We start from the raw sequence: 26,211 nt of genomic DNA, 5'->3' as shown, positions 1-26,211 counted from the left end.
GCGCTCATACCCAGGTTTCGCACTTCAAACCATCGCGTTCATGAAGACACGCGACGTCAGGCCACCCCGGCCGTAGAGGGAGCGCCACCTGTAGGCGGGACGGGTCCGTCAGGCAGGCTGGTGCTCGACATGTCTCCCACTCCGCTCCTCGACGACCCCAGCGACTTGTCGGTGCTGCGCGCCAAGGGCGCCGACCCCGACGAATTGTTCGCGTCGTTCGCGGCCTGGGCCGAGGCGAGCGGCACAGCGCTCTATCCGGCCCAGGAGGAGGCGCTGATCGAACTGGTCAGCGGCTCCAACGTCGTGCTGGCGACACCGACCGGATCGGGCAAGTCCCTGGTGGCGACCGGCGCGCTGTACGCCGCGCTGGCCGGTGGTCGCACCAGCTACTACACCGCCCCGATCAAGGCACTGGTCAGCGAGAAGTTCTTCGCGTTGTGCGGTGTGTTCGGCGCCGAGAACGTCGGCATGCTGACCGGCGACGCCGCCGTGAACTCGTCGGCGCCAATCATCGCGTGCACCGCGGAGGTGCTGGCCAACATCGCGCTGCGGGAGGGTGCGGACGCCGACATCGGCTTCGTCGTCATGGACGAGTTCCACTTTTACGGGGATCCGGACCGCGGCTGGGCGTGGCAAGTCCCCCTGCTCGAACTCCCGCGCGCCCAGTTCCTCCTGATGTCGGCGACGCTCGGCGACGTCACGTTCCTCCGTGAAGACCTGACGCGCCGCACCGGCCGTCCCACCGCGCTGGTGGCCAACGCCGAGCGTCCGGTCCCGCTGTTCTACTCCTACGCCACGACGCCGATGCACGAGACCATCGGCGAACTCCTGGGCACCAAGCAGGCGCCGATCTACGTCGTGCACTTCACCCAGGCGTCGGCCCTGGAACGCGCGCAGGCGTTGATGAGCGTGAACGTCTGCACCAAGGAAGAGAAGGCGGCGATCGCCGACCTCATCGGCGCGTTCCGCTTCTCGTCGGCGTTCGGCACGACGCTGTCGCGACTCGTCCGGCATGGGATCGGCGTGCACCACGCGGGCATGCTGCCCAAGTACCGGCGGCTGGTCGAGCAGCTCGCCCAGGCAGGTCTGCTCAAGGTCATCTGCGGCACGGACACCCTCGGCGTCGGGATAAACGTCCCCATCCGCACCGTCGTCTTCTCGGCGCTGTCGAAGTACGACGGCACCCGCACCCGGCTGCTCAGCGCACGCGAGTTCCACCAGATCGCGGGTCGGGCAGGCCGAGCGGGCTACGACACCGCGGGCACCGTCGTGGTTCAGGCACCCGAGCACGAGGTGGAGAACCTCAAGCAGTTCGCGAAGGTCGCCGACGACCCGAAGAAGCGCCGAAAGTTGGTGCGTCGCAAGGTGCCTGAGGGCATGGTGCCGTGGAGCGAGTCGACCATGACCCGGCTGGTTTCGGCCGCGCCGGAGCCGCTGACCAGCCACATGCGGATATCCACCGCGATGATCCTCGACGTCGTCGACAGGCCCGGCGACCCGTTCTTCGCCATGCGCCGGTTGCTGACCGAGAATCACGAACCCCGCAAGCGCCAGCTCAAGCTGATTCGCGAGGCGGTCGGCATCGCCCGCTCGCTGCTGCAGGCCGACGTCCTGGAGCGGCTCGACGAGGCCGACCCAGACGGGCGGCGCTACCGCCTCACCGTCGACCTGCCACCCGACTTCGCGTTGAACCAGCCGCTGTCGACGTTCGCGCTGGCCGCCATCGAACTGCTCGATCCGGAGTCGGAAACCCATGCGCTGGACGTGGTCTCGGTGATGGAGGCGACGCTCGAGGATACCCGCCAGATACTCGCAGCACAGCTCAACAAGGCCAAGGGCGAGGCCGTCGCGCAGATGAAGGCCGAGGGCATCGAGTACGACGAGCGGATGGTCCTGCTCGAGGACGTCACCTATCCGAAGCCACTCGAGGAGCTGCTCGCAGCCGCGTTCGAGACGTACCTGCAGAGCAACCCGTGGGCCGCCGACGTCCGGCCGTCGCCGAAGTCGGTGGTGCGGGAGATGTGGGAGCGGGCGTTCACGTTCCGCGAGTTCGTCAGCGTCTACGGCCTGACCCGCTCCGAGGGTGCGGTGCTGCGCTACCTCTCCGATGCTTTCAAGGCCCTGCGGTCGGGGATCTCGACCGCCGCACGCACCGAGGAGGTCACCGACATCGTCGAGTGGCTGGGTGAGCTGGTGCGACAGGTGGATTCGAGCCTGCTCGACGAGTGGGAGCAACTCACCAGCCCCGACGAGCCGCTGAACGTCCCGGTGTCCGTGCCGGCGCGCCCGCGCCCCGTGACGGGCAACGAGCGCGCGTTCACCGCGATGGTCCGCAACTCGCTGTTCCGTCGGGTCGAACTGTTCGCCCGGCGCCGCTGGTACGACCTGGGTCAGCTGGACGCCGAGTCGGGATGGACGGCGGAGCGTTGGCAGGACGTCGGCGAGGAGTACTTCGACGAGCACGACGACGTGGGCACCGGGCCCGATGCGCGCGGACCGGCACTGCTGATCGTCGACCGCAGGCCCGACGTGTGGCGGGTGCGGCAGATCCTCGACGACCCGGCGGGAGACCACGACTGGGGCTTCGACGTGGAGGTCGACCTCGAGGAGTCCGACGAGGCGGGAACCGCGATCCTGCGACTCGTCGACGCCGGCCGCATGGACTAGGTCAATCCGGCGTCGTGGGTGACTGTCGGTCGCCCGCGGGCACCCGCTCCTTGCCCGTCCTGGCGTCGTAGTTCTCCCAGAACGTGGCGCCCTTGATGCCCAGGGCGAGCGGGTCGAAAGCCGGATCGAGACCTGCCTTCTTCTGGCGCTCGTAGTCGCGAAGGCACTTGTAGGCGGGCTGCTGCAGCATGAGGATGCCAATGATGTTGAGCCATGCCATCAAGCCGACGCCGATGTCGCCCAGCGTCCATGCTTCGGTGGCAGTGGAGACGGCACCCTGCACGACCGCGGCGAGGATGATGGCCTGCAGGACGCGTGTCGCAGTTCCGCCGAGGGTGCTGCGGATGCCGGGGATCTCGATGGTGTTGAACTTCCCCAGCAGGAACCGGAGGTTGGTCTCGGCCATGTAGTAGTACGCGATGATCGTGGTCAGACAGAAGAACGCCAGCGACACCGCGATGAAGGTCGAGCCGGCCCCGTTCCACAGCGTGTCGAACCCGGCCTGCGCGTAGGACGGCCCGACCGCGGCGTCGGCGGGCAGGAAGTCGCCGCCCTCGGCGAGCACTGCACCGGTCTCGCTCTCACCCTCGAACACCCGGTAGGCACCGGTCGACAGGATGAGGAATCCCGTTGCGGTGCAGACGAACAGCGTGTCGACGTAGACGGCGAACGCCTGGACGAGACCCTGCTTGGCGGGGTGCGAGACCTCTGCGGCAGCAGCGGCGTGCGGACCCGTGCCCTGCCCTGCCTCGTTGGAGTACACGCCGCGCTTGACGCCCCACAGCACCGCCGACCCGACGATCGCACCGAAACCGGCGTCCAGGCCGAATGCGCTCTCGAAGATCAGTTTGAGGATGCCTGGCACCTCGCCCGCATTGGCGAACACGATGACCAGGGCCAGCAGTATGTACACCACCGCCATGAACGGCACCACCACCGAGGCGAACGCCGCGATGCGCTTCACGCCGCCGATGATCACGAACGCCAGCACGATGACGGTCGCGACGCCGATCACCCAGGGTGAGATGCCCCAGGCTCCGCTCATCGCCGATGCCATCGAGTTCGCCTGCACGCCGGGAAGCAGGATGCCGCAGGCCAGCATGGTGACCGCGGCGAAGACCAGTCCGTAGACCTTGAACGCCCCCGCTGCGCGGGTGTGCGCCATGGCCCGGCTCAAGTAGTAGGCAGGTCCGCCGCGGTACTCGCCGGTGAGATCGTCCTTGGTCTTGTAGACCTGACCCAGCGTGCACTCGACGTAGGACGTCGAGGCGCCAAGGAAGGCCACGGCCCACATCCAGAAGAGGGCGCCCGGGCCGCCGAACGCGATGGCGGTCGCGACGCCCGCGATGTTGCCGGTGCCGATGCGGCCAGCCAGGGACATGGTCAGGGCCTGGAACGACGACACTCCGGAGGGCGACTTCTCACCCTTGAGCATGAGCCGCACCATCTCCTTGACCTGGCGGACCTGGACGAAGCGGGACCGGATCGAGAAGTAAAGGCCTGCGCCGAGGCAGAGGTAGACCAGCGCGTTGCTGAAGACATAACCGTTGATCGTGTCGAGCAGATCTCTCACGGTGGTTCTCCGTTCAGTCGTGGCGCACTCGATCGGTCCGGCGGCTACAGATGCTTTCACAGTCGATCACGAGGTGTGTGACATCTGCGTTAAGGCAGTGACTTTGGCGTTACCGTGAGCAGATGCTCGTGCGCTTGACGAATCGCCCTAGGGTTTGCCCATGAGCCTCGTCACCTACGAATTGAGCGATCACATCGCCACGATCACCCTCAACCGTCCCGAGGCGGGCAACGCCATCAACGGTGCCTTGCGCGAGGAGCTGAACGCAGCATGGAACCGCTTCCGCGACGAGGAAGACGCGTGGGTGGCGATCCTGACCGCCAATGGCCGGGTGTTCTGCGCGGGCGGCGATCTCAAGGACGGCGAGGGGGCGGTCGGGACGTTCGCAGGCACGTTCTGGGAAAAGCCGACGATCAACTCCTTCGAGAGTGGCATGGAGCTGTTCAAGCCGACCATCGCGGCGGTCCAGGGGCCGTGCATCGGCTACGGCCTGACAGGAGTCCTGTTCTGCGACTTCGTGATCGCGAGTACGGAGGCTACGTTCGCGTTCCCGGAGGTGCGGATCGGGGTGCCCACCATCGTCGGCGCGATCCGGCTGCCGCAACGGCTGCTCTGGGCGGACGCGATGGAACTGCTCCTCACCGGGAAGCCGATGAGCGCCCGACGGGCCAAGGAGGTCGGGTTGGTGTGGCGACTCGTCGAACCGGTCGATCTGCAGTCGACCGCGCGGGCGTGGGCCGAGACCCTGACCGAGGCGGCGCCGCTGGCCCAGCGGGCGACCAAGGAAGTGGCGTGGCGCACCGCCGACATGGGGTGGGTCGAATCGGTGCGGTTCGGCGAGGTGATGCGCAAGGTGGCGGGGGCGACGGCCGACGTGGTGGAGGGCATCACGGCGTGGCGGGAGAAGCGCAAGCCCCACTGGCGGGGCGAGTAGTCCTCACAGGGGCGGCCCGTCCCCGGTGATGAGAACGTGACGCAGACCTTCCAATCGCTTCACCTCGGCGACATGGCCGAGACGCAGTCTGGCACCCGTTCCAGCTCAACCGAACGGGAGAACCCACCGCCATGTCCTATGTGGACCCCAGACAGTTCGTCACGAAGATGATCGACGCCGGCGAGGCCAAGGTGTTCATGTCCACCAGGGACACGGTCATCCGCGCCTACATGGCCGGCGCCATCCTCGCCCTCGCGGCAGCGTTCGCGGTGACGATCACCGTGCAAACCGGCAACGCACTGCTCGGCGCGGTGCTGTTCCCGGTCGGCTTCTGCCTGCTGTACCTGATGGGCTTCGACCTGCTGACCGGCGTCTTCACGCTGGTGCCGCTCGCGCTGCTCGACAAGCGGCGCGGCGTCACCGTCGGGTCGATGCTGCGGAACTGGGGCCTGGTCTTCGTCGGCAACTTCCTTGGCGCGGTCACGGTCGCGGTCATGATCGCCGTCACCCTGACCTACGGATTCACCGTCGACCCGAACGAGGTGGGTCAGCGGCTCGGCGAGATCGGCTCGACCCGCACGGTCGGCTATGCGGAGCACGGGGCCGCCGGCATGCTGACCCTGTTCATCCGCGGCGTGCTGTGCAACTGGATGGTGTCGACCGGTGTCGTCGCCGCCATGATGTCGACGTCGGTGTCCGGCAAGGTCATCACCATGTGGATGCCGATCATGCTCTTCTTCTACATGGGCTTCGAACACTCCGTCGTCAACATGTTCCTGTTCCCGTCGGGGCTGATGATGGGCGGCGACTTCTCGATCGCGGACTACCTGGTGTGGAACGAGATCCCCACGGTGATCGGCAATCTCGTCGGCGGTCTGGCGTTCGTCGGCCTCACGCTGTACGCGACCCATGCCCGCACCGGCGGTGAATGGCGCCGTCCCAGCACGCCGATCCAGGACTTCGAGATCCCCGCCAAGGTGAACGCGTGACCCGCGACGAGATCACCGCCGAAATCGTTGCTGCCAGGTTGGCAAAGGGGCTGACCTGGCAGCAGCTCTCGGAGGCCGTCGACAAGCCGGTCGTGTGGACGATCGCGGCCCTGCTGGGTCAACACCCGATCCCGCCCGAGAACGGCGCAGTGCTCGCCGGGCTGCTGGGTCTCGACGAATCCGTCGTGCCGGTACTGGCCGCGGTGCCGATGCGCGGCGGGTTGCCCACCGCGGTCCCCACCGATCCCACGATCTACCGGTTCTACGAGGTGCTGCAGGTCTACGGCGGCGCGATAAAGGAACTCATCCACTCCGAGTTCGGCGACGGCATCATGAGCGCCATCAACTTCAGCCTGGACGTGGAGCGCAAGCCGCACCCCGACGGAGACCGGGTGGTGGTGACGCTGGACGGCAAGTTCCTGCCCTATGCCTGGACGTCGTCCGACGGCTGAGAGCCGCTACAGCGCGACGGTCTCGTAGGACGAGATCTGACCGATCAGCGTGCGCAGCTGGTCATCCGCGCTGCCGAGGGTGTTGCCGATCGCGGTGAGGCGGGCGGCGTAGTGCCCCACCGGGTATTCGGCGGTGACGCCGATGCCGCCGTGCATCTGGATGGCCTCTTGTGCGATGTGTCTGCCCGATCGAGCGATCTGCAGCTTCGCCCGCGCCGCGACGACGGGGTCGAAGTTGCCGTCGGCGATCGACATGGCGGCATAGAAGTTCATGCTGCGCGCCAACTCGAGCGAGACGTACATGTCGGCGGCGCGCTGGGTGAGCGTCTGGAACTTGCTCAGCGGCACCCCGAACTGCTTTCTCGCGTTGAGGTATTCGGTGGTGAGCCGCAGCGCCTCGGCCATCGAGCCGACGGCCTCGGCGCACAACGCCGACTGGTAGCGGACTAGGGCACGGGAAACGTGCACTGCCGCATCGCCTCCCCCGCCGAGCGGTTCGGCCGTGACGCCGTCGAAGTCGATCTCCGCGCCTCGGCGGCCGTCGAATGTGCGGTACGGCCGCCGAGTCACCGCACTCGCGTCGACCAGGAACAGGCCGGTCCCACCGTCGGGCAGCGCGGCGCTGGTGACGATGACGTCGGCGGCATCGCCGGCGGCCACGTACGCCTTGCGACCGGTGAGTGACCAGGAATCACCTTGCCGCTCAGCGCGAGTCGACGGCGCGTCGAACGGACGCATGCCCGTCTCCAGGTGCGCGAACGCGAGCAGCCGCTCACCAGAGGCGACGTCGTCGAGCACGGCCTGCTGCTCGTCGGTGCCCAATTCGGCGATCAGCCCGCCGGGCAGCACCGCACCTTCGAGGACCGGTTCGGGCGCGAGTCGTGCGCCGAACTCCGTCAGTACCACCATGATCTCCAGTGGGCCGGACTCCTCGGGATCGAACCCCAGGCCGAGGATGCCGAGTTCGGCCATCTGCCCCCACACCTTGCGACTCCACCCCAGGTCGGTGTCGATCACCTGGTTCAGCTTCTCGACGTCGTAGGCGCGGGTGAGGATCTCGCGGGTCGTGTCGCCCAGGAGTTGCTGCTCTTCGGTCAGGTCGAAGTCCATGTGCGGCTCACAATCCCAGAATCGTGGAGGCGATGATGGTGCGTTGCACCTCGTTGGTTCCGCCGTAGATCGACGTCTTGCGGTAGTTCAGGTATCGCGGTGCGGCTTCGTGCGCGGCGGACAGCGCGTCGTCGCCGGTGTCGACCGGAATGGCATCGGGCCCAGCCACTTCCAGCAGCAGCTCGGTGGCCGCCTGCTGCAGTTGGCTACCGCGCAGCTTCAGGATCGACGACGCGGGATTGGGCTTGCCGTCGGCCTCGGAGCCGCTGACGCGCCGCTGGGTGATCTCCAACGCCAGCACCTCGTTCTCGACTTCGGCGACGCGCGCGGCGAACAGCGGGTCGTCGAGCAGCGTGCCGTTGCCGACGGCGACCTTGGACGCGGCCTGCTTGGCCTGGGCGAGCCACCGCTTCGTCAGCCCGATGCGGGCGATACCGGAGCGTTCGTGGCTCAGCAGGAACTTGGCGTAGGTCCATCCGGCGTTCTCCTCGCCGACCAGCTGGTCGGCGGGTACCCGCACGTCGTCGAAGAAGACCTCGTTGACCTCGTAGCTGCCGTCGACGAGCTTGATCGGTCGCAGTGTGATGCCCGGTGTGGACATCTCCGCCAGGATGAACGAGATGCCGGCCTGCTTCTTCGGGGCGTCGGGGTTGGTGCGAGCCAGAACGAAGATCCAGTCGGCGTACTGGCCGAGCGTCGTCCAGGTCTTCTGGCCGTTGATCACGTAGCTGTCGCCGTCACGCACGGCGGTGGTACGCAGCGAGGCGAGGTCGGAGCCCGCTTCCGGCTCGGAGAAACCCTGGCACCACCAGATGTCGAGGTTGGCCGTCGGCGGCAGGAACCGTTGCTTGAGTTCCTCGGAGCCGAACTGCGCGATCACGGGGCCCACCATGCTGGCGTTGAAGGCCAGTGGCTCGGGAACCCCTGCAAGCTGCATCTCGTCGGCCCAGATCTGCTTGCGCAGCGGCGACCAGTCCTGGCCACCCCATTCCTTGGGCCAGCCGGGAACGGCCAGGCCATTGGCGTTGAGGATCCGCTGCGTCGTGACCATGTCACCGGGAAAGTCCGGGTGTCCGGCCTTCATCCGGTCGCGGATCTCGGCCGGGATCTCGGTGCTGAAGAACCGACGGAGTTCCTCCCGGAATGCGACGTCGTCGTCGCTCAAGGCCAACTTCATGGACTACCTCAATCCTTCCGGGGTTTGCCGCGCGAGATCAGTTCTACCCCGTCGCCCACGACGCCACTCGTGAAGGTTCGCCTCACCGGTGCGAGCCACCGCCTCCCAGCAGGAAGGAAGTCGATCGTGGGCGCGGGGAAGCTCCGTGACGCACGATCGTTGCACTGGGAGGAGTCGATGACGAGGAGGAATCATGACGTCACCCCTTGCGGACCTCGGCGTGACCAACCCGGTGCTCGCCGCGCCGATGGCAGGAGGCCCGACCACGCCCGCCATGGTGGTTGCCGCAGCCGGGGCCGGCAGTGTCGGGTTCCTGGCGGCAGGCTACAAGTCGCCCGCGGCCGTGCAGAGCGAGATGGAGACAGTACGTCGGGCGCGGGTTCCGTTCGGCGTCAACGTCTTCGCGCCCAACCCGGTCCCGATCGCACTCGACGACTACCGCAGGTATGCCGACGACGTGCAACGCACCGCGGACCGATTCGGCATTGTCGTGCCCGCGGAGCCGGTCGACGACGACGACTCGTTCGACGCCAAGATCGAGCTGCTCCTGTCGGACCCGGTGCCGCTCGTCAGCTTCACCTTCGGCATTCCCGAGCCCGACGTCATCCGTGCGTTGCGCAGGGCGGGAAGCGTCGTCGTGCAGACCGTCACGTCGCGCCTGGAGGCCGAACGAGCCGAGGCGGCGGGTGTCGACGTGCTGGCCGTGCAGGCCAGCGCGGCCGGCGGCCACTCGGGCACCCTGACCCCGGACCGCCCGGTCGAAGCCCTCGATCTGGTCGAACTCGTAGCGCAGGTGACCCACGGCGTATCGCTGCCGGTGATGGCTGCGGGCGGGGTGTCCACTACCGAGGCCGTCACCGCCGCACTCCGAGCCGGCGCGCAGGCCGTCGCCGTGGGCACCGCGCTGCTGCTCGCCGACGAGAGTGGCGCGTCCGCGACCCACCGCGCCGCGCTGCGCGATCCCCTTCGGACCGAGACCGCGATCACCCGCGCCTTCACCGGCCGACCGGCACGCGGCCTGCGCAACCGCTTCATCGACGAACACCTGTCCGCACCGCTGGGCTATCCGGCGATCCATCACCTGACCAGCCCGCTGCGCAAGGCCGCTGCGGCGGCCGGCGAGGCGGACCTCGTGCACCTGTGGGCCGGCACCGGTTACCGCGATGCCCGCGAGGGCTCGACGGAGCAGATCCTCAGCCGCCTGGCGGGGTGACGCGGTCCGGCGGGCGCACGAGCCCCGTCCGACATGCGAATGTCAAGCCGTTCGACGCACGGATCGAGGTCGAAAGGCGTCGCGATCATGACCATCGGACCACGTGAGCAGCGCCATCGGCTATATCTTTGACTGTGCGAAGCATGGACGACGATCTCTCGCCGCCCGATAGCGACACCGATGACGAGGCTCCCGGCGACCTGGACCGAGCGCTCCTTGCCGGGAAGTCTCAGCGGGTAGGGCGGTTCCAGTACGACTACGGCACCGACACGTGGACGTGGTCGGACGCCGTGGCGCGCATGCACGGCTATGAGCCGGGCGAAGTGGAGCCGACCACGGAGTTGATGCTCCGGCACCGGCACCCCGAGGACGTCGCGAACGTGACCGCCTCCTTGACGAAGACGAAGGCTCCGTTCAGCGGCAGGCATCGGATCGTCACCAAGGCCGGTGACATCCGCAACGTCGTCGTGGTCGGCGAGGTCGCCAAGGACGACGACGGCGAGGTCGTCGCGACACGAGGCTTCTTCGTCGACGTCACCGCCGCGGTGAAGGAGGACGTGCAGAAGGGCGTCACCGACGAACTGCAGAACATCGTGGCTCACCGCGCCGTCATCGACCAGGCCAAGGGCATGCTCATGGCGATCTACGACATCTCCGACGACGCCGCGTTCGAAGTGATGCGCTGGCGCTCGCAGGAGATGAACGTGAAGCTCTACGACATCGCGACCGAGCTGGTCGCTCAGGTGCCGGGGTTGCTCGCCGTCCGTGATCACGCCCAGAACCCGATCAACCGGCTCCTCATGACGTTGAAGGGCGATGGCGGGTAACCGCCGTAAGGTGGGGCATGCAGATTCCTCGCCGGTGTGACCGTTGACCGACCCGTCGGGCAACGACCGCGAGTCGTTCATCGTGTCCAGCCTCGTCGATGCCTTCTCGGATCTGATGGCGGCCGATCCCGATTCGTTCCGCACCAAGTTCCGCAAGATGGCCGCCGACCCGTTCGCGTTCTACCGCGGCAGCGCGTGCATCTTCTACGCCGACGTCGCCGCTCGCGAGGACCGGTGGGCCGACGAGCGCACCAGCCGGGTCTGGATCCAGGGCGACCTGCACGCGGAGAACTTCGGCACGTACATGGACGGCGCGGGGGTGCTGATCTTCGACGTCAACGACTTCGACGAGGCCTACGTCGGGCACTTCACCTGGGACCTGAAGCGGTTCGCGGCGAGCATCGCGCTGATGTGTTGGCAGAAAGCGCTTTCCGACGGCGCCATCACCACGCTGATCGAGGCCTTCGTCCGGGCCTACGTGGAGCAGGTGCGGTGGTTCGTCGACGTCGAGGACGACTCCTCGTTCTCCCTGAACCTGTTGACCGCACGCGGCGCGGTGCTCACGGCGTTGGAGTCGGCCCGGCTGTCGACCCGTGCCGGAATGCTGGACCGCATGACCGTCGTCGGCGAGAACGACCGTCGGTTCCGCGAACTGTCCGGTGTCAGACGCCTCGACGACGCGGAGCGGGAGAAGGTGGAGGCGGCGTTCGGCCAGTACCTCGAGACCATCCCGGACACACAGCGCTTCCGCGGAATCGCCTATGACGTCAAGGACGTCGTCGCCAAGACCGGCTTCGGCATCGGCAGCGCGGGACTTCCCGCCTACACGGTGCTGATCGAGGGCTACAACCAGGCGCTCGACAACGACGTGGTGCTGTCGATGAAGCAGGGCAACGTGGCCGCACCCAGCCGCGTGGTCGACGACGCCGAAGTCCACCGGTACTTCCAGCATCACGGGCACCGCACCGCGGTGTCGCAGCGAGCACTGCAGGCCCACGCCGATCCTCTTCTCGGCTACACCGTCATCGACGGCGTCGGCTTCGTGGTCAGCGAGATCTCGCCGTACGAGGCCGATCTCGACTGGAGCGAGTTGACCGAGCCGGACGAACTCGTGGAGGTCATCGAGCAGCTGGGCCGAGCGGTCGCCAAGGTGCACTGCGTCAGCGACACCGACAGCGACCAGTCGCTGGTTCCGTTCCAGACCGAGGAGGCCATAGTTGGGGTCATCGGCGACCGCGATGCCGAGTTCGTCTCCGACATGGTCGCATTCGGTCTGGACTACGCCGCGATCGTGCGCGACGATCACCGGCACTTCGTCGAGGCGTTCCGCGAAGGCCGGATACCCGGCGTCAGCGCGACCTGAGTTCGTCAGCCTCCGAGCACCGCCCGGGTGAGTAGTTCGGCGATCCTGGCGTGCAGCGCATCGGTGTCGTCCTCGGCGGCGATGGTGCTCAGGAACAGCGCGGCGCCGGCCGCCATGGCGATGACTGCCCGCGCATCCCCGTCACCGACCGTGCCGTCGGTGGACTCGGCGGTGAACAACCCGACCGCGGGTCCGCTGAAGTCCGCCCAGAGTCGTTGCCGCAGTTGCTCGTTCTCGGACATGGCGAGCAGCAGACCGGGCACCGCGGCGCGAACTTCGGGACGCGCGAACAACTCTCGGCTGCCTCGCACGACGCCGTCGACCCAGCCGCGCCGATCGGTGCCTGCGAACAGGTCCAGATCGGGCGTCGCGCCCAGGATCGCGTGCAGGACCAGTTCGGCCTTGGAGGACCAGCGCCGGTTGATGCTCGAGCGGCTCACGCCGGACCGGGCGGCGATCTGCCGCATGCTGAGTTCGTCCCAGCCGATCTCGACGAGCAGCTCACGGGTCACCGAGAAGACGCGCTCGTCGATCGAGGGATCCCTGGGTCGACCCGCTGCCTTATTGTCCTGCACCCGTCGATTCAACAGCAGACCGTCCCGTCGGGTCCCCTAGGCTGAGTCCCGACGGCCGGCGTGGGGAGTCTTCGATGGTCACATTGGACCGACTCGTCAACGTGCTCGGCGGCTACGGCGTCCGACTCAAGGTCGGCACGGTGCCGCGCTCGAGCGAACTGCGTTCGGTCGTCCTCCGCGAGAACCGCGAGGTCATCGGCGACGTGCTGCTCGCCGTCGGCGCGGATTCGGTCGCCACCGCGCTCGAGTGGGCACGTGCCGCACGCGCGGTGGCAGTGCTGGTGCGCGATGACGACGAGTTCGACGGCGCCTTCCCGGACGGTCCCGCGGTGCTAACGGTGGACCCCGACGTGTCGTGGAGCGAGCTGGCCGCCGTCGTGTTCGGGCTGGTCCTGGAAGGCCGGGAGACCGAATCCGGCCGCGGCCCGACCGACCTCTTCGCACTCGCCGACAGCCTCGCCGACGCCGTGGGCGCCGCGGTGACGATCGAGGACCGCCACTGGCGCGTGCTGGCGTATTCGCGGCTGCAGCAGCACGCCGACGCGGCCCGCGCCGAGACGATCCTGGGCAGGCAGGCGCCCGAGCGGCTGCGGGCTCTGTTCACCGCGCACGGCGTCGTCAGGCACCTGGCCTCCTCCGACGCGCCGATGTTCGTGCCCGCCGCGTGGGATGAGGGGTTGGCGGGCCGGATGGTGGTGGCCGCCCGCGCGGGTCGCGAACTGCTCGGATCGGTGTGGGTCGCGTGTGCCGACGAGATGCACGGTGAGCCGCTGCGCGCGTTGACCGACGGCGCCCGCATGGTGGCGCTGCACCTGCTGCGCTCCCGCGCGAGCGCAGACCTCGAGCGGCAGGTCGAGTCTGATCTGGTGATCGGCTTGCTCGACGGCACGCTCGACGCGGGCACGGTTATGAGCAGGCTGGCGCTGCCGCCGTCGGGCCTGCGCGTGATCGCCGTTCGGGCGCGCTTGGACGACGAGTTGCACGCCGCTCTGCTCCTCGTCTTCGAGCAGGCGACGACGGGCTTCGGTTGGTCGCGACCGGGGCGTACGACACTGTCGGACACCACGATCTACACCGTGTTGCCGAGCGAGGATGCGGCCACGGCACGGCGCTGGGTCGACGCCTTGCGGGCCGCACTGCCGGAGCGGGCGACCGTCGTGGCCGGCGTCAGCAGCACGGCGACGGTGCTGGAGCTGCGTACTGCTCGCGACGAGGCCGACGAATGTCTGGCGCTGCACGAGCTGCGGGCTGCGGCAGGCGATGCTCCTGCCTACGACGAGTCGTGGGATGACATCGTGCTGCGGCGGCTGCGGATCGCGGCCCGGGTGGGACGGGCGCCCAGCCGCGGACCGTTGGCCGAGTTGCGGCGCCACGACCACGATCATGCGACCCGCTACGTCGACACGCTGCGGGCATGGCTGGCCGCTCAGGGCGACCTGCATCAGGCGGCCGAGCGCCTCGGCGTGCACGAGAACACCGTTCGCTACCGCCTGCGGAAGATGTCGGAGGTCACGGTCCTCGACCTGACCAACGTGCGCAAACGGCTGGCGATGACGGTCGAGTTGGCCGCTACCGACGACGACATGACCACGTTGTTCGGAGACGACAAATTCCGGTAGGCCGATTGGCCCGGCAGCGCAACGGCTAGCACCCGATCCTTCGCCACCATCGATGAAGACACGCGAACTTCAGGAGGTGGCGTAGTGGTCGACGACCATGTGCTCGACGGAGGTCCGCGCTCGGTGATCGTGGTGGGGGCCGGCATCGTCGGCCTCTCCACCGCGTGGTTCCTGCAGGAGCGCGGCGTGGACGTGACGGTGGTGGACCGGGGCGGCGTCGCCGCCGGTGCATCGTGGGGCAACGCCGGCTGGGTGGCGCCCGCGCTCACCATCCCGCTGAACCAGCCGTCCGTACTGGCCTACGGGCTGAAGTCGCTGGCGGACCCCGCCGCACCGCTGCACGTTCCGGCCCGTGCCGACGTGAAGCTGTGGTCGTTCCTCACCCGCTTCGCGGCCAATTGTCGCCGGTCCTCGTGGGACCGGGCCGTCGCCGCCAACCTCCCCTTCAACGAGGAGTGCCTCGAGGCGTTCGACGTGCTGACCGCGAATGGGGTCGATGCGCCGACCACCGACGTGCCGATCACCGCACTGTTCGCCGCCGAGCCCCACGCGGCGCACCTCGTCGACGAATTGGAGGGCCTGCGCCGACTCGGACAGGTCCTGTCCTATCGCCGCCTGGAGGGAGACCGACTGCGCCAGAGTGTTCCGCTGGCCTCCGACGAAGTGGCGGTGGGGATCAGCGTCGAGGGTCAGCGCTTCGTCGACCCAGGGCGGTTCACGCATGCACTGGCACACGCAGTGACGTCGCGCGGCGCGACGATCCACACCGCCGCCGCGGTCGGCGTTCATCGGTACGGGCAGGGCGCCAGGGTGGACCTCGATGCCGCAGAACCGCTGCGGGCCGACGCCGTGGTGATCGCCACCGGCGCATGGCTGTCGCACCTCGTGGGCAGGCAGCTCCGTACGCCGGTGCGGGCCGGCCGTGGCTACTCGTTCACCGTGCCGGTCGACCGGCCGCTGCCGGGTCCGGTGTACCTGCCGGAGGCACGGGTGGCGTGTACGCCGTATCAGGGCGGCCTGCGCGTCGCGGGCACGATGGAGTTCCGCGGCCCCGACGAGCCTGCGGTTCCGGCACGCGTCCACGCCATCGTGGCCTCGGCCAGACCACTCCTCGACGGCGTGCGGTGGACCGATCGCACCGACGAGTGGGTGGGGTCGCGACCGGTCTCCGCCGACGGTCGGCCGCTGATCGGTGCCGTCTCACCCCATGTCTTCGTTGCGGGCGGCCACGGGATGTGGGGGCTGGCCCACGGCCCGGTCACCGGTCGACTGCTCGCCGAGCAGATCACCACCGGCAAGCAACCCGCCGCGCTGCGTGCGGTCGACCCACTGCGCTGACCCCAGACCCGCATCGAGTCGTCAGGGGCGGCGGCACCACACCCGCCCCTGACGACGACCCTCCCAACCCGGAAGGACGACCATGACTACCGCACAACGGATTTGGATGACGCCGGTGGCGTACCGCCGCCTGCAGGATGAGCTGACGACGCTGCGCACCCTCATCGCGAGCGCGGCGCCCGACGACGACCAGGAGAACTCGGTGGCCGTGCAGAGCGCCCGTCGCAGCCGGGTCCAACAGATCCTCGACCTGCTGCTCGGCGCCGTCATCGACGAATGCCCGCCCGACGACGGAGTTGCCGAACCGGGCATGGTGCTGACCGTTCGCTTCGACTCGACCGGCGACGAGGAGACCTTCCTGCTCGGCGTCCGAGGGGCTGAGTACGGCGAACTCGAGGTCTACTCGGTGAAGTCACCGCTGGGGTCGGCGCTGGCCGGCGCACGCGTCGGCGACCAACGAGAGTTCGCGGTACCCAGTGGCGCAACGATGCCGGTGACCCTGCTCAAGGCCGTGCCCTACGGGATGCACGTCTAGCTGCGCCAGAAACGCCCGGCCGGTTCCCTTCCGCCCCTCGGAACCCGGTGCTACATTTCGATACCAATGGCATCGGAACACCTACGCAACCCCACCGCGTGGAAGGTAGCGATCTTCACCGTCGCGATGGCGACGGTGGGGGCGATGCTGATCGTCGTCTTCGGGCAATTCCGCTTCGCGTCGGGCAATGTCTACAACGCCACGTTCACCGACGCGGCGCGACTGAAGGCCGGGCAAGACGTCCGGATGGCTGGAATGGCAGTCGGAACCGTGACGTCGGTCGCGTTGAACTCCGACAACACCGTCGCGGTTTCCTTCGACGTGAGCGACCGCTACCAGCTCTATACGTCCACCAAGGCGCTCATCCGATACGAGAATCTGGTCGGCGACCGGTACTTGGAGCTGAAGTTCAGCCCCGGCGAGCTGCGGAGACTCCCACCCGGCTCGACCATCCCGCGGGAGAACACCGAACCCGCGTTGGACCTCGATGCCCTGCTGGGTGGTTTGCGGCCGGTGCTCAAGGGGCTCGACGGAGCGAAGCTGAACGAGGTCAGCAATGCGGTCATCGAGCTGCTGCAGGGGCAGGACGGCGCGCTGTCGACGTTGCTGGCCAGTACCGGCTCATTCACCCAGGAACTCGCCGCGCGCGACGAACTGGTCGGCGGCGTGATCACCAACCTGAACGCGGTGCTGGCCACCGTCGACGACAAGAGCGCGCAGTTCGACGCGAGTGTGGACCAACTCCAGCAGCTGCTGACGGGCCTTGCGGCGGGCCGCGATCCGATTGCGGGCGCGCTCGACCCGTTGGCGGCGGCCGAGGTCGACCTCACCGAGATGCTCCAGGGCGCGAGGCGACCGCTGCAGGGAGTGATCGAGAACGCGCGTCCCCTGGCCGAACGCCTGGACGAGCGCCGAGGAGACGTCAACAAGGTGCTCGAGCCCCTCGCCGAGAACTATTTGCGGCTCAACGCCCTTGGCGCATATGGATCGTTCTTCAACGTCTACTTCTGCTCCACCAGGATCAAGATCAACGGGCCGGCCGGCAGCGACATACTCATCCCATTCGGCGGGCCGCCGGACCCTTCGCGCGGACGGTGTTCGGACAATGGGTGAGCCCCGAGCGACGCCAATCACGCGGCGTGCGGCCGCCATTGGCTGTGCCTGCGCGGTGCTCACGGCCTGCCAGAGCGACCTCAACGCGCTCGACCTCCCCGGGACGGCCGGACACGGCCCGGGTTCCTTCTCCGTCATAATCGAATTGCCCGACGTCGCTACGCTTCCGCAAAACTCGCCCGTGATGATCGACGACGTGACCTTAGGCAGCGTGTCGGGTATCGACGTCGTCCAGCGGCCTGACAGCACGATCTACGCGGCAGTTCGACTGTCGCTCGATGGCGAGGTGGAGCTGCCCGCCAACGCAACCGCGCGCGTCGCGCAGACTTCCCTGCTCGGCTCCCAACACGTCGAACTGTCCGCGCCGACCGACGAGACGGCTCGGGGTCGACTGGCGGACGGGTCCCGCATCGCGGCCGGTCGCGCCGGCCGCTATCCGAGCACCGAGGAGGTGCTCTCGTCGCTAGGAGTGGTGGTCAACAAGGGCAATCTCGGCGCGCTCCAGGACGTCACCGACGAGCTGTATGCCGCTGTGGCGAGCCGGGCAGGCAGCTTCTCGGACCTGGTGCCCAGACTCGCCGAACTCGCGAGTTCGCTCGATCGGCAAACGGTCGACATCATCGCCGCCATGGCAGGCCTCGATCGATTCACCGGCATCCTGGCCCGCAGCAGCGACGCTCTCGGCCGAACCCTGGCCACGCTGCCCGAAGCAGTTCGCGTACTGAATGCCAACAGGGCCACCATCGTCGAGGCCTTCGCGGCGCTGCGCAGTTTCGCAACGGTCGCCTCCCGGGTGCTGGCCCAGACGAAGACCGATCTCGCCGCAGACCTCAAGGACCTCTTCCCGGTCGTCAAGGCGTTCAACGACAATGCGGACGACCTGATCGACGATCTGCAGCTGTTGCCGACGTTCCCGTTCCACTACGAGTACCTGCGCAACGCGGTCCGGGGCGACTACCTGAACGTGTTCTCCACGTTCGACCTCACCGTCCGGCGGACCGGGGAGTCGCTGTTCACGTCGTCACTGGGACTGGACCCGAACATGAAGCACCTCAGCGAGGTCGTCACCCCACCGGACTTCCTCACCGGAGCCATGGCCAACCTGTCGGGCCAGGCCGCCGACCCCTTCCAGATCCCCGCGGGAACGGCCACCCAGCACGAGAGCCCCTAGCCCCCTCCTGGCGGGCGCACCAACGTGCTACATTTCGATACCAATGGTACCGCAAACCGTAGTGCAGACCGCCCACACCGCTTCGGCGGCTTTCACGCCGACGACGCTTGGCCCGCTCACCCTGAAGAACCGCTTCATCAAGGCTGCGACCTTCGAGGGCCGGATGCCCCGTGGCGAGGTCACCGACGACCTCGTCGACTTCCACCTCGAGGTGGCGCGCGGCGGCGCAGCCATGACGACGGTGGCGTACTGCGCGGTGTCACCCGGGGGGCGGGTACATCGCGACACGATGGTGCTCGACCGGCGGCGGGCCGGCGATCTGCAACGTCTCACCGACGCCGTGCACGCCGAGGACACGCTGGTGTGCGCGCAGATCGGGCATGCGGGCCTCGTCGCCAATACACGATCGAACCGAATGGCCACCCTGGCGCCGTCGACTCGAATCAGCGCCCCGGCAATGGGTTTGGTCCGTGCCGCCACCGTCGCACAGCTCACCGAGGTGATCGACGACTTCGGCACGGCCGCCCGCAACGCCGTCGAGGCCGGCTTCGATGCCATCGAAGTCCACCTGGGACACGGGTACCTGGTGAGTTCCTTCTTCAGCCCCAACCTGAACAAGCGCACCGATCAGTTTGGCGGCGACACCGTGCGTCGAGCCGAACTCGCCCGGCGGGTGGTCGAACGCGTCCGCCGGGAGGCGGGTGACGGCGTCGCGGTGACCGCCAAGTTCAACATGGACGACGGTGTTCGCGGCGGGTTCTGGCTCACCGACAGCCTGCCGACGGCGCGGTTGCTGGAGTCGGACGGTCATCTCGACGCACTCGAATTGACCGGCGGCAGTTCACTGCTCAACCCGATGTACTACTTTCGTGGCGACGTGCCGATGGCGGAGTTCATCGCCTCTCAGCCGGCCATCGTCGGCCTGGGTCTACGAATCGTCGGCCCGCGCATGTTCCGCACTTACCCGTTCGAAGAGGCCTTCTTCCTGCCGCTGGCCCGCCAGTTCCGGGACGCATTGACCATGCCGCTGATCCTCCTCGGCGGTGTGAACACGATGGAGACGGTCGACACCGCCATGGCCGAGGGCTTCGAGTTCGTGGCCATGGGCCGGGCGCTTCTCCGAGATCCGATGCTCGTCGAGAAGTTCCGGCAGGGGTCGGCGCGCGAAGGACTCTGCGTGCATTGCACGAAGTGCATGGCGACGATCTACGACGGCACCCGGTGCGTGCTGCGCGAGCGCGACGTCGAGAAGGAAGGCTGATCTCGTGGGCCGAGTGGACGGGCGGGTTGCCCTCATCACTGGTGGGGCGCGTGGGATGGGGGCGGAGCATGCCCGTGTCCTGGCGGCCGAAGGCGCAGCCGTCGTCATCGCGGACGTACTCGACGACGAGGGTGCCGCCGTCGCGGAAGCGATCGGCGATCACGCCACCTACGTCCACCTCGACGTGACCGACGAGCACAGTTGGTCCAATGCGGTCCAGGCAACGGTTGACCGATACGGTTCGCTCTCGGTCCTGGTGAACAACGCGGGCATCGTCAACGGAAACCTCATTCACCAGTACGACGTGGCCCAATGGCGTGCCATTCTCGACGTCAACCTGACCGGCACATTCCTCGGAATCCGCGCCAGCGTCACCGCCATGGCCGCCTCGGGTGGCGGCTCGATCGTCAACGTGTCGTCCGTCGAGGGCTTCCGTGGCAGCCCGGGGTTGCACGGCTATACCGCGACCAAGTTCGCGGTCCGCGGACTCTCAAAGTCAGCGGCCCTGGAATTGGCATCGCAGAACATTCGGGTGAACTCGATACACCCCGGGTTCATCCGCACGCCGATGACCGCGGGCATCCCCGAGGACTTCCTCTCGATTCCACTGGGTCGCGGCGCCGACCCAGCCGAAGTCTCTGCGATGGTGCTGTTTCTGGCGAGCGACGAGTCGTCCTACTGCACTGGCTCGGAATTCGTGGTCGATGGCGGGCTACTGAGTGGGGTTCCGCACCGCACGTCCTGACCGACGCAGGTCATTCTGACCATTCATCGCTCGTCGGCGGTGCCGTTGCCCGCTCGCCGCGGGTGCGGGGCGTTGAGGTCGAACCGAACGCCGACCATGCGAATGACGAAGCACACTGCCGCCGCGCCCAGCGTTGCGGGCAGACCGTAGACGTCCAGCGCGTTCAGCGCGACGGCACAACCCGCCCCGATCATGGCGGGGATGGCGTACAGCTCGCTGCGCAGCACGGTGGGGACCCGGCCGATGATCACGTCGCGGATCGTTCCGCCGCCCACCGCGGTGATCGTCCCGACGATGATCGCCTGCAGCGCACCGAACCCTAGATCGAGCGCCTTGTAGGCACCCAGCACGGCGAACACGCTGAGCCCGATGGCGTCGAGGACGTTGATGGTCGGGCCGAGACGTTCGAGCAGGTGACCCACTGCGAACGCGATCAGCCCGCCTCCTGCTGCCAGCGCGAGATACCGCCAGTCGACGAACGTGGCCGGTGGAAGTGCGTCCAGCAGCACGTCTCGGATGACCCCGCCACCGAGCGCGGTGAACATGCCGACCGTGACGACGCCGAAGACGTCGAGCCGCTCGGCGCGCACCGCCACCAGCGCGCCGTTGAGCGCGAACGCGAAGATGCCGACGAGGTCGAGCACCAGCAGCAGCGGCGTAGCGGTGGACATGGGGCAGGTTATACCCCGGCGATCAGAGCAATTTGTCCAACGTGATCGGCAGGTCCGTGACACGGCGCCCGGTGGCGTTGAACACCGCGTTGGCGATCGCCGCGGGAACGCCCACGAAGACGAGTTCGGCGAGGCCCTTCACCCCCAGCGGGTCGGTGACGAGATCCTCCCCCGCGAGGAACTCGGCGTCGAGTGCGGTGATGTCGGCGTTTACCGGCACCAGGTAGTCGGCCATGTTCGCGTTGACGATCCGCCCGTCGCGATGGTCGAGTTCGGTCGCCTCGAGCAACGCCATTCCGATGCCGCCGACCATGCCGCCGATCGCCTGACTGTGAGCAAGCATCGGGTTGATGATCCGTCCGGCGTCGTACACCGCGAACATCCGCCGCACCCTCGTCGTGCCGAGACGTTCGTCGACCGCGACCTCGGCGAATACTGCGCCGTAGCCGTGCATGGAGAATCGTTCGTGTTCGGCGTCGTTCGGCGTCCAGGTCTCCTCGGCGTCCAGCGGTCCCCACCCCTTGCGACGCAACATGTCCCGGTAGTACTCACCGCGACGCGGGTCGTCGGTGGCGTACATGCGACCGTCTGCGACCGTGACCTGGTCGGGACGCAGCCCGGACAGCGGCGAACCGGGGTCGACGACTGCCGTGCGGACGAACCGGTCGCGGAGCATAGCGGCAGCGTTCATGACGCCGGAACCGACGCTGGCCATGGTCTGGCTTCCGCCGTGGATGGGCGCCTGCGGCATCCGTGAGTCGCCGAGGGAGAACCGAACCCGTTGCATCGGCAGACCCAGGGCATCGGCGGCCACCTGCGTCATCGACGTGTAGGTGCCCGGGCCCATGTCGCTGGCTCCGGTCGCCACGTCCGCGCTGCCATCGGGGTTCATCCGTACCGACACGGTGCACGGACTCGCCAGGGCGTGGTAAGTGCCTGCAGCGGTGCCCATTCCGATGAGGAGATCGCCCTCACGAGTCGACCGGGGCACCGGATTCCGCCGAGACCAGCCGAAGACGTCAGCGCCCCGGGCGAAGCATTCGGTGAGCCGGCGCGTCGAGAACGGGAGGTCCTCCGATTCGTCGCGAGCTGGCTCGTTGCGCCGCCGCAGTTCGATGGGATCCATGCCGAGCCGGAAGGCGAGGTCGTCCATGGCGGACTCCATGGTGAAGACGCCGCTGGTCGTTCCGGGGCCACGCATGTAGGTGGGCGGGTTCACGTCGAGATGCACCGAGCGGTAGACCGACCGCATGTTGGGCGAGCTGTACAGAAACCGCGGCACCTCGGTGACGTTGTCCTCGAAGCCGTCGTAGCGCGAATTCTCGACGCGTGCCTCGTGCACGATCGCACCTATCCGACCGGAGCGGTCGGCTCCGACGGCCAGTCGGTGCTTGCTCACCGGGCGATAGCCGACCACGCTGTAGAACTGCTTGCGGGACAACGTCAGTTTCACCGGGCGTCCAACCTGCCGAGCGGCGAACGCAGCCAACAGCGCGTTCGGCCAGGTCTTGCCGGCAGATCCGAAGGCGCCGCCGACGAAGGGCGAGATGACGTGCACCCGGTCGGGCGTCATCCCGAATGCCTTCGCATAGGCCCCCTGCGACGAGGTGATGCCCTGCGTCTTGTCCCACACCGTCAAACGGTCGCCGTCCCAGCGCGCGACGGTGGCGGGCAACTCCATCGGATTGTGGTTGTTCCGGGCGAGCGAGTACTCCAGATCGGTGACGACTGCTGCGGCGCGCAGTGCGACGTCCGCATCACCGCGCTCGTAGTCGGCGACCCGGGCCGACGATCCAGGCTCGGCGATCGCGCGAGGGGAGTCGATGTCGGTCGTCGGCTCGGTCGCGTCGTAGCGCACGTCGACAAGCCCAGCGGCGTGAGCCGCGGCCTCCAGGGTGTCTGCGACGACGACGGCGACCGGCTGACCGAAGGCCGCGATCTGGGCGGGGTCGTACGGGAGCGTCACGCCACCGAAGTCGGTGATGACGCGTACGACTCCCGGGTATCGCTGCGCCGCAGCAGAATCGATGCCTGCCACGCGACCGGCGCCTACGGTGCTGCACACCAGGACCCCGTGGGCCAGATCCGCGAAGCCGTTGTCCCCGGCGTACGTCGCCGCACCGGTCACCTTCAGCCGTCCGTCGACGCGGGTGACGGGTTGGCCGGTGAAGCGGGGAGCCGCGGCGGGGTACGTCATCGTAGTGCCGCCACGGTGGCCAATTGCCGTTCGACCGCTCGCCGGAGCAGTTCCACCTTGAACCCGTTCTCCGACAGAGGGCGGGCGCCTTCTGCGGCCAACGCTGCTGCGGCACTCCAATTCCGGGTGTTGGCCGGCTTTCCCATCAGCGCGCGCTCGACGGCGGGGAGCCGCCAGGGCACCGTTCCGACCCCGCCTGCCGCGACCCGCGCCGCACGCACCACGCCGTTGCGGACGTCCATGCCGACGGCCACTGACGTCAAGGCGAACTCGTAGGATTCGCGGTCGCGCACCTTGAGGTACCCGGAGCGACGTGCCTCGGCGGTTACGGGTACCTCGATGGCGGTGATCAAACTTCCCGCGGGCAGGTTGTTCTCGCGGTCGGGCGTGGTTCCCGGCAGCCGATAGAAGTCGGCGAGGGGCATCCTGGTCTCCCCGTCCGACCCACGCAGCACGACGGCAGCGTCGAGCGCGGTGAGGGCGACGGCGAGGTCCGACGGGTGGGTCGCGACGCAGGCGTCACTCGCTCCCAGGATGGCGTGGGTGCGATTGCGTCCCCCGACCGCCGAGCATCCCGCCCCGGGTGATCGCCGGTTGCACGCGGCGCTCACGTCCCGGAAGTAGAGGCACCGGGGTCGCTGCAGCAGGTTGCCGCCGATGGATGCCATATTGCGAAGTTGTGCGGAAGCGCTGAGTTCCAATGCCTGCACGATCACCGGGAACTGTTCGCGGACGCCCTGGTGGGCCGCAAGGTCCGACATTCGCACCAGCGATCCGACGCGCAGCAGGGACCGGTTCAAGTCGATGCCGCGGTAGGGCAGGGCGTTGATGTCGACGACCGCTCCCGGCCGTTCGACCGTTTCGCGCATGAGGTCGACCAGAGTCGTACCGCCCGCGACGTACCTGGCGCCTGACGCTCCCGCCGACAGCGCGGCCGATTCGTCGGCCGCCTTGGTGTAAGTGAAGGGGAACACGACCTCAGGCCTCCCTGACGCCGGAGATGGCGGTGACGATGTTGGTGTACGCCCCGCACCGGCAGATGTTCCCGCTCATCCACTCCCGCGTTTCCTCAGGCGTGCGGTTGCGACCTTCTCGGATGCAGCCGATGCCCGACATGATCTGGCCCGGCGTACAGAAGCCGCACTGGAAGCCGTCGTTGTCGATGAACGCCTGCTGCAACGGGTGCAGCCGACCGTCGCGCTCCAGACCCTCGATGGTCTCGACCTCGGCGCCGTCGTGCATCACGGCCAGCGTGAGGCACGAGTTCACGCGGACACCGTCGAGGAGGATCGTGCACGCGCCGCACGCTCCCTGGTCGCACCCCTTCTTGGTGCCCGTCAGACCGGCGCGCTCACGCAACATGTCGAGCAGCGAGGTGCGGTTGTCCACGTCGATCTCGCGGTCCTCGCCATTGATCTTCAGGCGCACCGTCGACGACTCGGCGGCATCGGGCGAGGAGTCATCGTCGTCGCTGCAGCCGGCGAGCATCGAACTCGTCACCACCACCCCGCCGATGACTGCGGTGGCTCCGACGAAGGTTCGTCGGTTCACCTCGAAGCTGGTGTCTTGGTCAGTCACGGCACACGCCTTTCGTGGTTACTCGACTCGACCGTAGGTAGCCGATCGGCGCAACGCTCGGAACGCATACGGAACTCACACTTTGGTCATAGCCCGACCATCGACATGCCGACCGGGTTGTACCGGTCGCCCTGGACGCCCACGCGGGCCGCGAGCGCGTCGAGGTCGGCGACCTCGTCGGCCGACAGCGCGACCTGCGTGGCACCGTTGTTCTCGTCGATCCGCTCACGACGACGGGTGCCCGGGATCGGCACGATCCAAGGCTGCTGGGCGAGCAGCCACGCCAGTGCGATCTGACCGGGGGTGGCGCGCTTGGACTCGGCGAGTACGCGGACCTGGCCCACCAGCGCCTCGTTGGCGGTGATGTTCTCCCCGGCGAATCGGGGGATGGTCGCCCGCACGTCGCCGGTACTAAATTCCGTTGCGCTGGAGACGGTGCCGGTCAAAAACCCCTTGCCCAGCGGGCTGAACGGGACGAACCCGATGCCGAGTTCCGCGCACGTGGGCAGCACCTCGGTTTCCGGATCGCGGGTCCACAGCGAGTACTCGCTCTGCAGCGCGGTGACCGGATGGACGGCGTGCGCCCGCCGGATGGTCGCGGCACCGGCCTCGGAGAGCCCGAAGTGGCGCACCTTGCCCGCCTGGACCAGCTCGCTGACAGTGCCTGCGACGTCCTCGATCGGAACGTTCGGGTCGACGCGGTGTTGGTAGAACAGGTCGATCACGTCGGTGCGGAGCCGACGCAGGGATGCGTCGGCGACCCGCTTGATCTGCTCGGGCCGGGAGTCGGTGCCGACCATCTTGCCGTCTTCGATGTGCCAGCCGAACTTGGTGGCGATCACCACCTGACCGCGTAGCGGCGCGAGCGCCTCGCCGACGAGTTCCTCGTTGACGTAGGGCCCGTAGACCTCGGCGGTGTCGACGAACGTGACCCCCGCCTGCTCCACCGCGTACCGAAGCACGCCGATCATGTCGTCGCGGTCACCGGGGTTGGGGCCGTAGCTCTGCGACATCCCCATCGCGCCGATGCCGATGGCCGAGACGCTCAGTCCCTGGCCGAGTGTGCGTGTGTGCATTGTGGGCCTCCTCAGTTCTCTTTCTTC

Annotated in this window: 23 protein-coding genes; 14 read left to right on the top strand and 9 right to left on the bottom strand. The window is 67.9% G+C overall.

The features are described from left to right. Positions 1–129: 129 nt before the first annotated feature. Positions 130–2,667 (top strand): DEAD/DEAH box helicase, encoded by a 2,538-nt coding sequence (locus LOK44_RS16240; protein ID WP_237571093.1) that lies wholly within the window; start codon positions 130–132, stop codon positions 2,665–2,667. 1 nt (position 2,668) lies between these two features. Here the strand turns inward: LOK44_RS16240 and LOK44_RS16235 are convergent, their stop codons facing one another. Continuing rightward, entirely contained in the window at positions 2,669–4,240 is a 1,572-nt protein-coding gene (locus tag LOK44_RS16235; RefSeq protein ID WP_237571092.1) for an alanine/glycine:cation symporter family protein, read from the bottom strand. 160 nt (positions 4,241–4,400) lie between these two features. Here LOK44_RS16235 and LOK44_RS16230 point away from each other — a divergent pair, with 160 nt between their 5' ends. The 3 genes from LOK44_RS16230 to cynS all read left to right on the top strand — a co-directional run bounded on the left by LOK44_RS16230 (position 4,401) and on the right by cynS (position 6,615). After that, complete coding sequence (locus LOK44_RS16230) at positions 4,401–5,174, top strand: enoyl-CoA hydratase/isomerase family protein (protein WP_237571091.1); 774 nt, start codon at positions 4,401–4,403, stop codon at positions 5,172–5,174. A 131-nt stretch (positions 5,175–5,305) separates the two neighbouring features. Next, positions 5,306–6,163: a formate/nitrite transporter family protein gene (locus LOK44_RS16225; protein ID WP_237571090.1), complete on the top strand. Its 858-nt coding sequence runs from the start codon at positions 5,306–5,308 to the stop codon at positions 6,161–6,163. Then, on the top strand, positions 6,160–6,615 hold the full coding sequence (cynS, locus tag LOK44_RS16220; protein ID WP_237571088.1) for a cyanase: 456 nt from the start codon (positions 6,160–6,162) through the stop codon (positions 6,613–6,615). Before LOK44_RS16225 ends, cynS begins: the two co-directional genes overlap by 4 nt. A 6-nt stretch (positions 6,616–6,621) precedes the next feature. On the opposite strand, the gene LOK44_RS16215 is transcribed toward cynS, so the two are convergent. Further along, a complete protein-coding gene (locus tag LOK44_RS16215; protein WP_237571087.1) occupies positions 6,622–7,725 on the bottom strand; it encodes an acyl-CoA dehydrogenase family protein in 1,104 nt (367 codons plus the stop codon). 7 nt (positions 7,726–7,732) lie between these two features. Further along, a complete protein-coding gene (locus LOK44_RS16210) occupies positions 7,733–8,902 on the bottom strand; it encodes an acyl-CoA dehydrogenase family protein (RefSeq protein WP_237571086.1) in 1,170 nt (389 codons plus the stop codon). Positions 8,903–9,095: 193 nt separating this feature from the next. Between LOK44_RS16210 and LOK44_RS16205 the strand changes: the two genes are divergently transcribed. From LOK44_RS16205 to LOK44_RS16195, 3 genes are all read left to right on the top strand, one after another. Next, positions 9,096–10,115, top strand: a complete 1,020-nt coding sequence (locus tag LOK44_RS16205; RefSeq protein ID WP_237571084.1) for a nitronate monooxygenase — start codon at positions 9,096–9,098, stop codon at positions 10,113–10,115. A gap of 143 nt (positions 10,116–10,258) precedes the next feature. Beyond that, positions 10,259–10,942: a PAS and ANTAR domain-containing protein gene (locus LOK44_RS16200; protein WP_237571083.1), complete on the top strand. Its 684-nt coding sequence runs from the start codon at positions 10,259–10,261 to the stop codon at positions 10,940–10,942. Between the two features lie 115 nt (positions 10,943–11,057). Beyond that, positions 11,058–12,305: a DUF2252 domain-containing protein gene (locus LOK44_RS16195; protein ID WP_237571201.1), complete on the top strand. Its 1,248-nt coding sequence runs from the start codon at positions 11,058–11,060 to the stop codon at positions 12,303–12,305. A 5-nt stretch (positions 12,306–12,310) separates the two neighbouring features. On the opposite strand, the gene LOK44_RS16190 is transcribed toward LOK44_RS16195, so the two are convergent. After that, on the bottom strand, positions 12,311–12,880 hold the full coding sequence (locus LOK44_RS16190) for a TetR/AcrR family transcriptional regulator (protein ID WP_237571082.1): 570 nt from the start codon (positions 12,878–12,880) through the stop codon (positions 12,311–12,313). Between the two features lie 74 nt (positions 12,881–12,954). On the opposite strand from LOK44_RS16190, the gene LOK44_RS16185 reads away from it, so the two are divergent. The 7 genes from LOK44_RS16185 (at position 12,955) to LOK44_RS16155 (ending at position 20,662) form a co-directional block, all read left to right on the top strand. Continuing rightward, a complete protein-coding gene (locus LOK44_RS16185) occupies positions 12,955–14,499 on the top strand; it encodes a PucR family transcriptional regulator (RefSeq protein WP_237571081.1) in 1,545 nt (514 codons plus the stop codon). Between the two features lie 84 nt (positions 14,500–14,583). Continuing rightward, positions 14,584–15,837 (top strand): NAD(P)/FAD-dependent oxidoreductase, encoded by a 1,254-nt coding sequence (locus LOK44_RS16180; RefSeq protein WP_237571079.1) that lies wholly within the window; start codon positions 14,584–14,586, stop codon positions 15,835–15,837. Between the two features lie 82 nt (positions 15,838–15,919). Next, positions 15,920–16,372 carry a GreA/GreB family elongation factor gene (locus tag LOK44_RS16175; RefSeq protein ID WP_237571078.1) on the top strand — a complete coding sequence of 151 codons (453 nt, stop codon included), beginning with the start codon at positions 15,920–15,922 and terminating at the stop codon, positions 16,370–16,372. 66 nt (positions 16,373–16,438) lie between these two features. Then, complete coding sequence (locus LOK44_RS16170; RefSeq protein WP_237571077.1) at positions 16,439–17,485, top strand: MCE family protein; 1,047 nt, start codon at positions 16,439–16,441, stop codon at positions 17,483–17,485. Then, positions 17,478–18,656, top strand: a complete 1,179-nt coding sequence (locus LOK44_RS16165) for an MCE family protein (RefSeq protein ID WP_237571076.1) — start codon at positions 17,478–17,480, stop codon at positions 18,654–18,656. The genes LOK44_RS16170 and LOK44_RS16165 overlap by 8 nt, the downstream gene beginning before the upstream one ends. 43 nt (positions 18,657–18,699) lie before the next feature. Continuing rightward, positions 18,700–19,917: an NADH:flavin oxidoreductase gene (locus LOK44_RS16160; protein ID WP_237571075.1), complete on the top strand. Its 1,218-nt coding sequence runs from the start codon at positions 18,700–18,702 to the stop codon at positions 19,915–19,917. A 4-nt stretch (positions 19,918–19,921) separates the two neighbouring features. Continuing rightward, entirely contained in the window at positions 19,922–20,662 is a 741-nt protein-coding gene (locus LOK44_RS16155) for a glucose 1-dehydrogenase (RefSeq protein WP_237571073.1), read from the top strand. Between the two features lie 23 nt (positions 20,663–20,685). Here the strand turns inward: LOK44_RS16155 and LOK44_RS16150 are convergent, their stop codons facing one another. The 5 genes from LOK44_RS16150 to LOK44_RS16130 form a co-directional block, all read right to left on the bottom strand. Then, positions 20,686–21,333: a trimeric intracellular cation channel family protein gene (locus LOK44_RS16150; protein WP_237571071.1), complete on the bottom strand. Its 648-nt coding sequence runs from the start codon at positions 21,331–21,333 to the stop codon at positions 20,686–20,688. A gap of 22 nt (positions 21,334–21,355) precedes the next feature. Further along, a complete protein-coding gene (locus LOK44_RS16145; protein WP_237571070.1) occupies positions 21,356–23,530 on the bottom strand; it encodes a xanthine dehydrogenase family protein molybdopterin-binding subunit in 2,175 nt (724 codons plus the stop codon). Then, a complete protein-coding gene (locus tag LOK44_RS16140; RefSeq protein WP_237571068.1) occupies positions 23,527–24,504 on the bottom strand; it encodes an FAD binding domain-containing protein in 978 nt (325 codons plus the stop codon). Before LOK44_RS16140 ends, LOK44_RS16145 begins: the two co-directional genes overlap by 4 nt. 4 nt (positions 24,505–24,508) lie before the next feature. Then, positions 24,509–25,018 carry a (2Fe-2S)-binding protein gene (locus LOK44_RS16135; protein WP_249783658.1) on the bottom strand — a complete coding sequence of 170 codons (510 nt, stop codon included), beginning with the start codon at positions 25,016–25,018 and terminating at the stop codon, positions 24,509–24,511. Between the two features lie 176 nt (positions 25,019–25,194). Then, positions 25,195–26,184 (bottom strand): aldo/keto reductase, encoded by a 990-nt coding sequence (locus LOK44_RS16130; RefSeq protein WP_237571066.1) that lies wholly within the window; start codon positions 26,182–26,184, stop codon positions 25,195–25,197. Positions 26,185–26,211 lie beyond the last annotated feature (27 nt).

This window comes from Mycolicibacterium lacusdiani, from assembly GCF_021916785.1.
In the GTDB taxonomy this organism is placed as follows: Bacteria; Actinomycetota; Actinomycetes; order Mycobacteriales; family Mycobacteriaceae; genus Mycobacterium; species Mycobacterium lacusdiani.
This window is presented reverse-complemented; position numbering and strand designations above follow the sequence as displayed.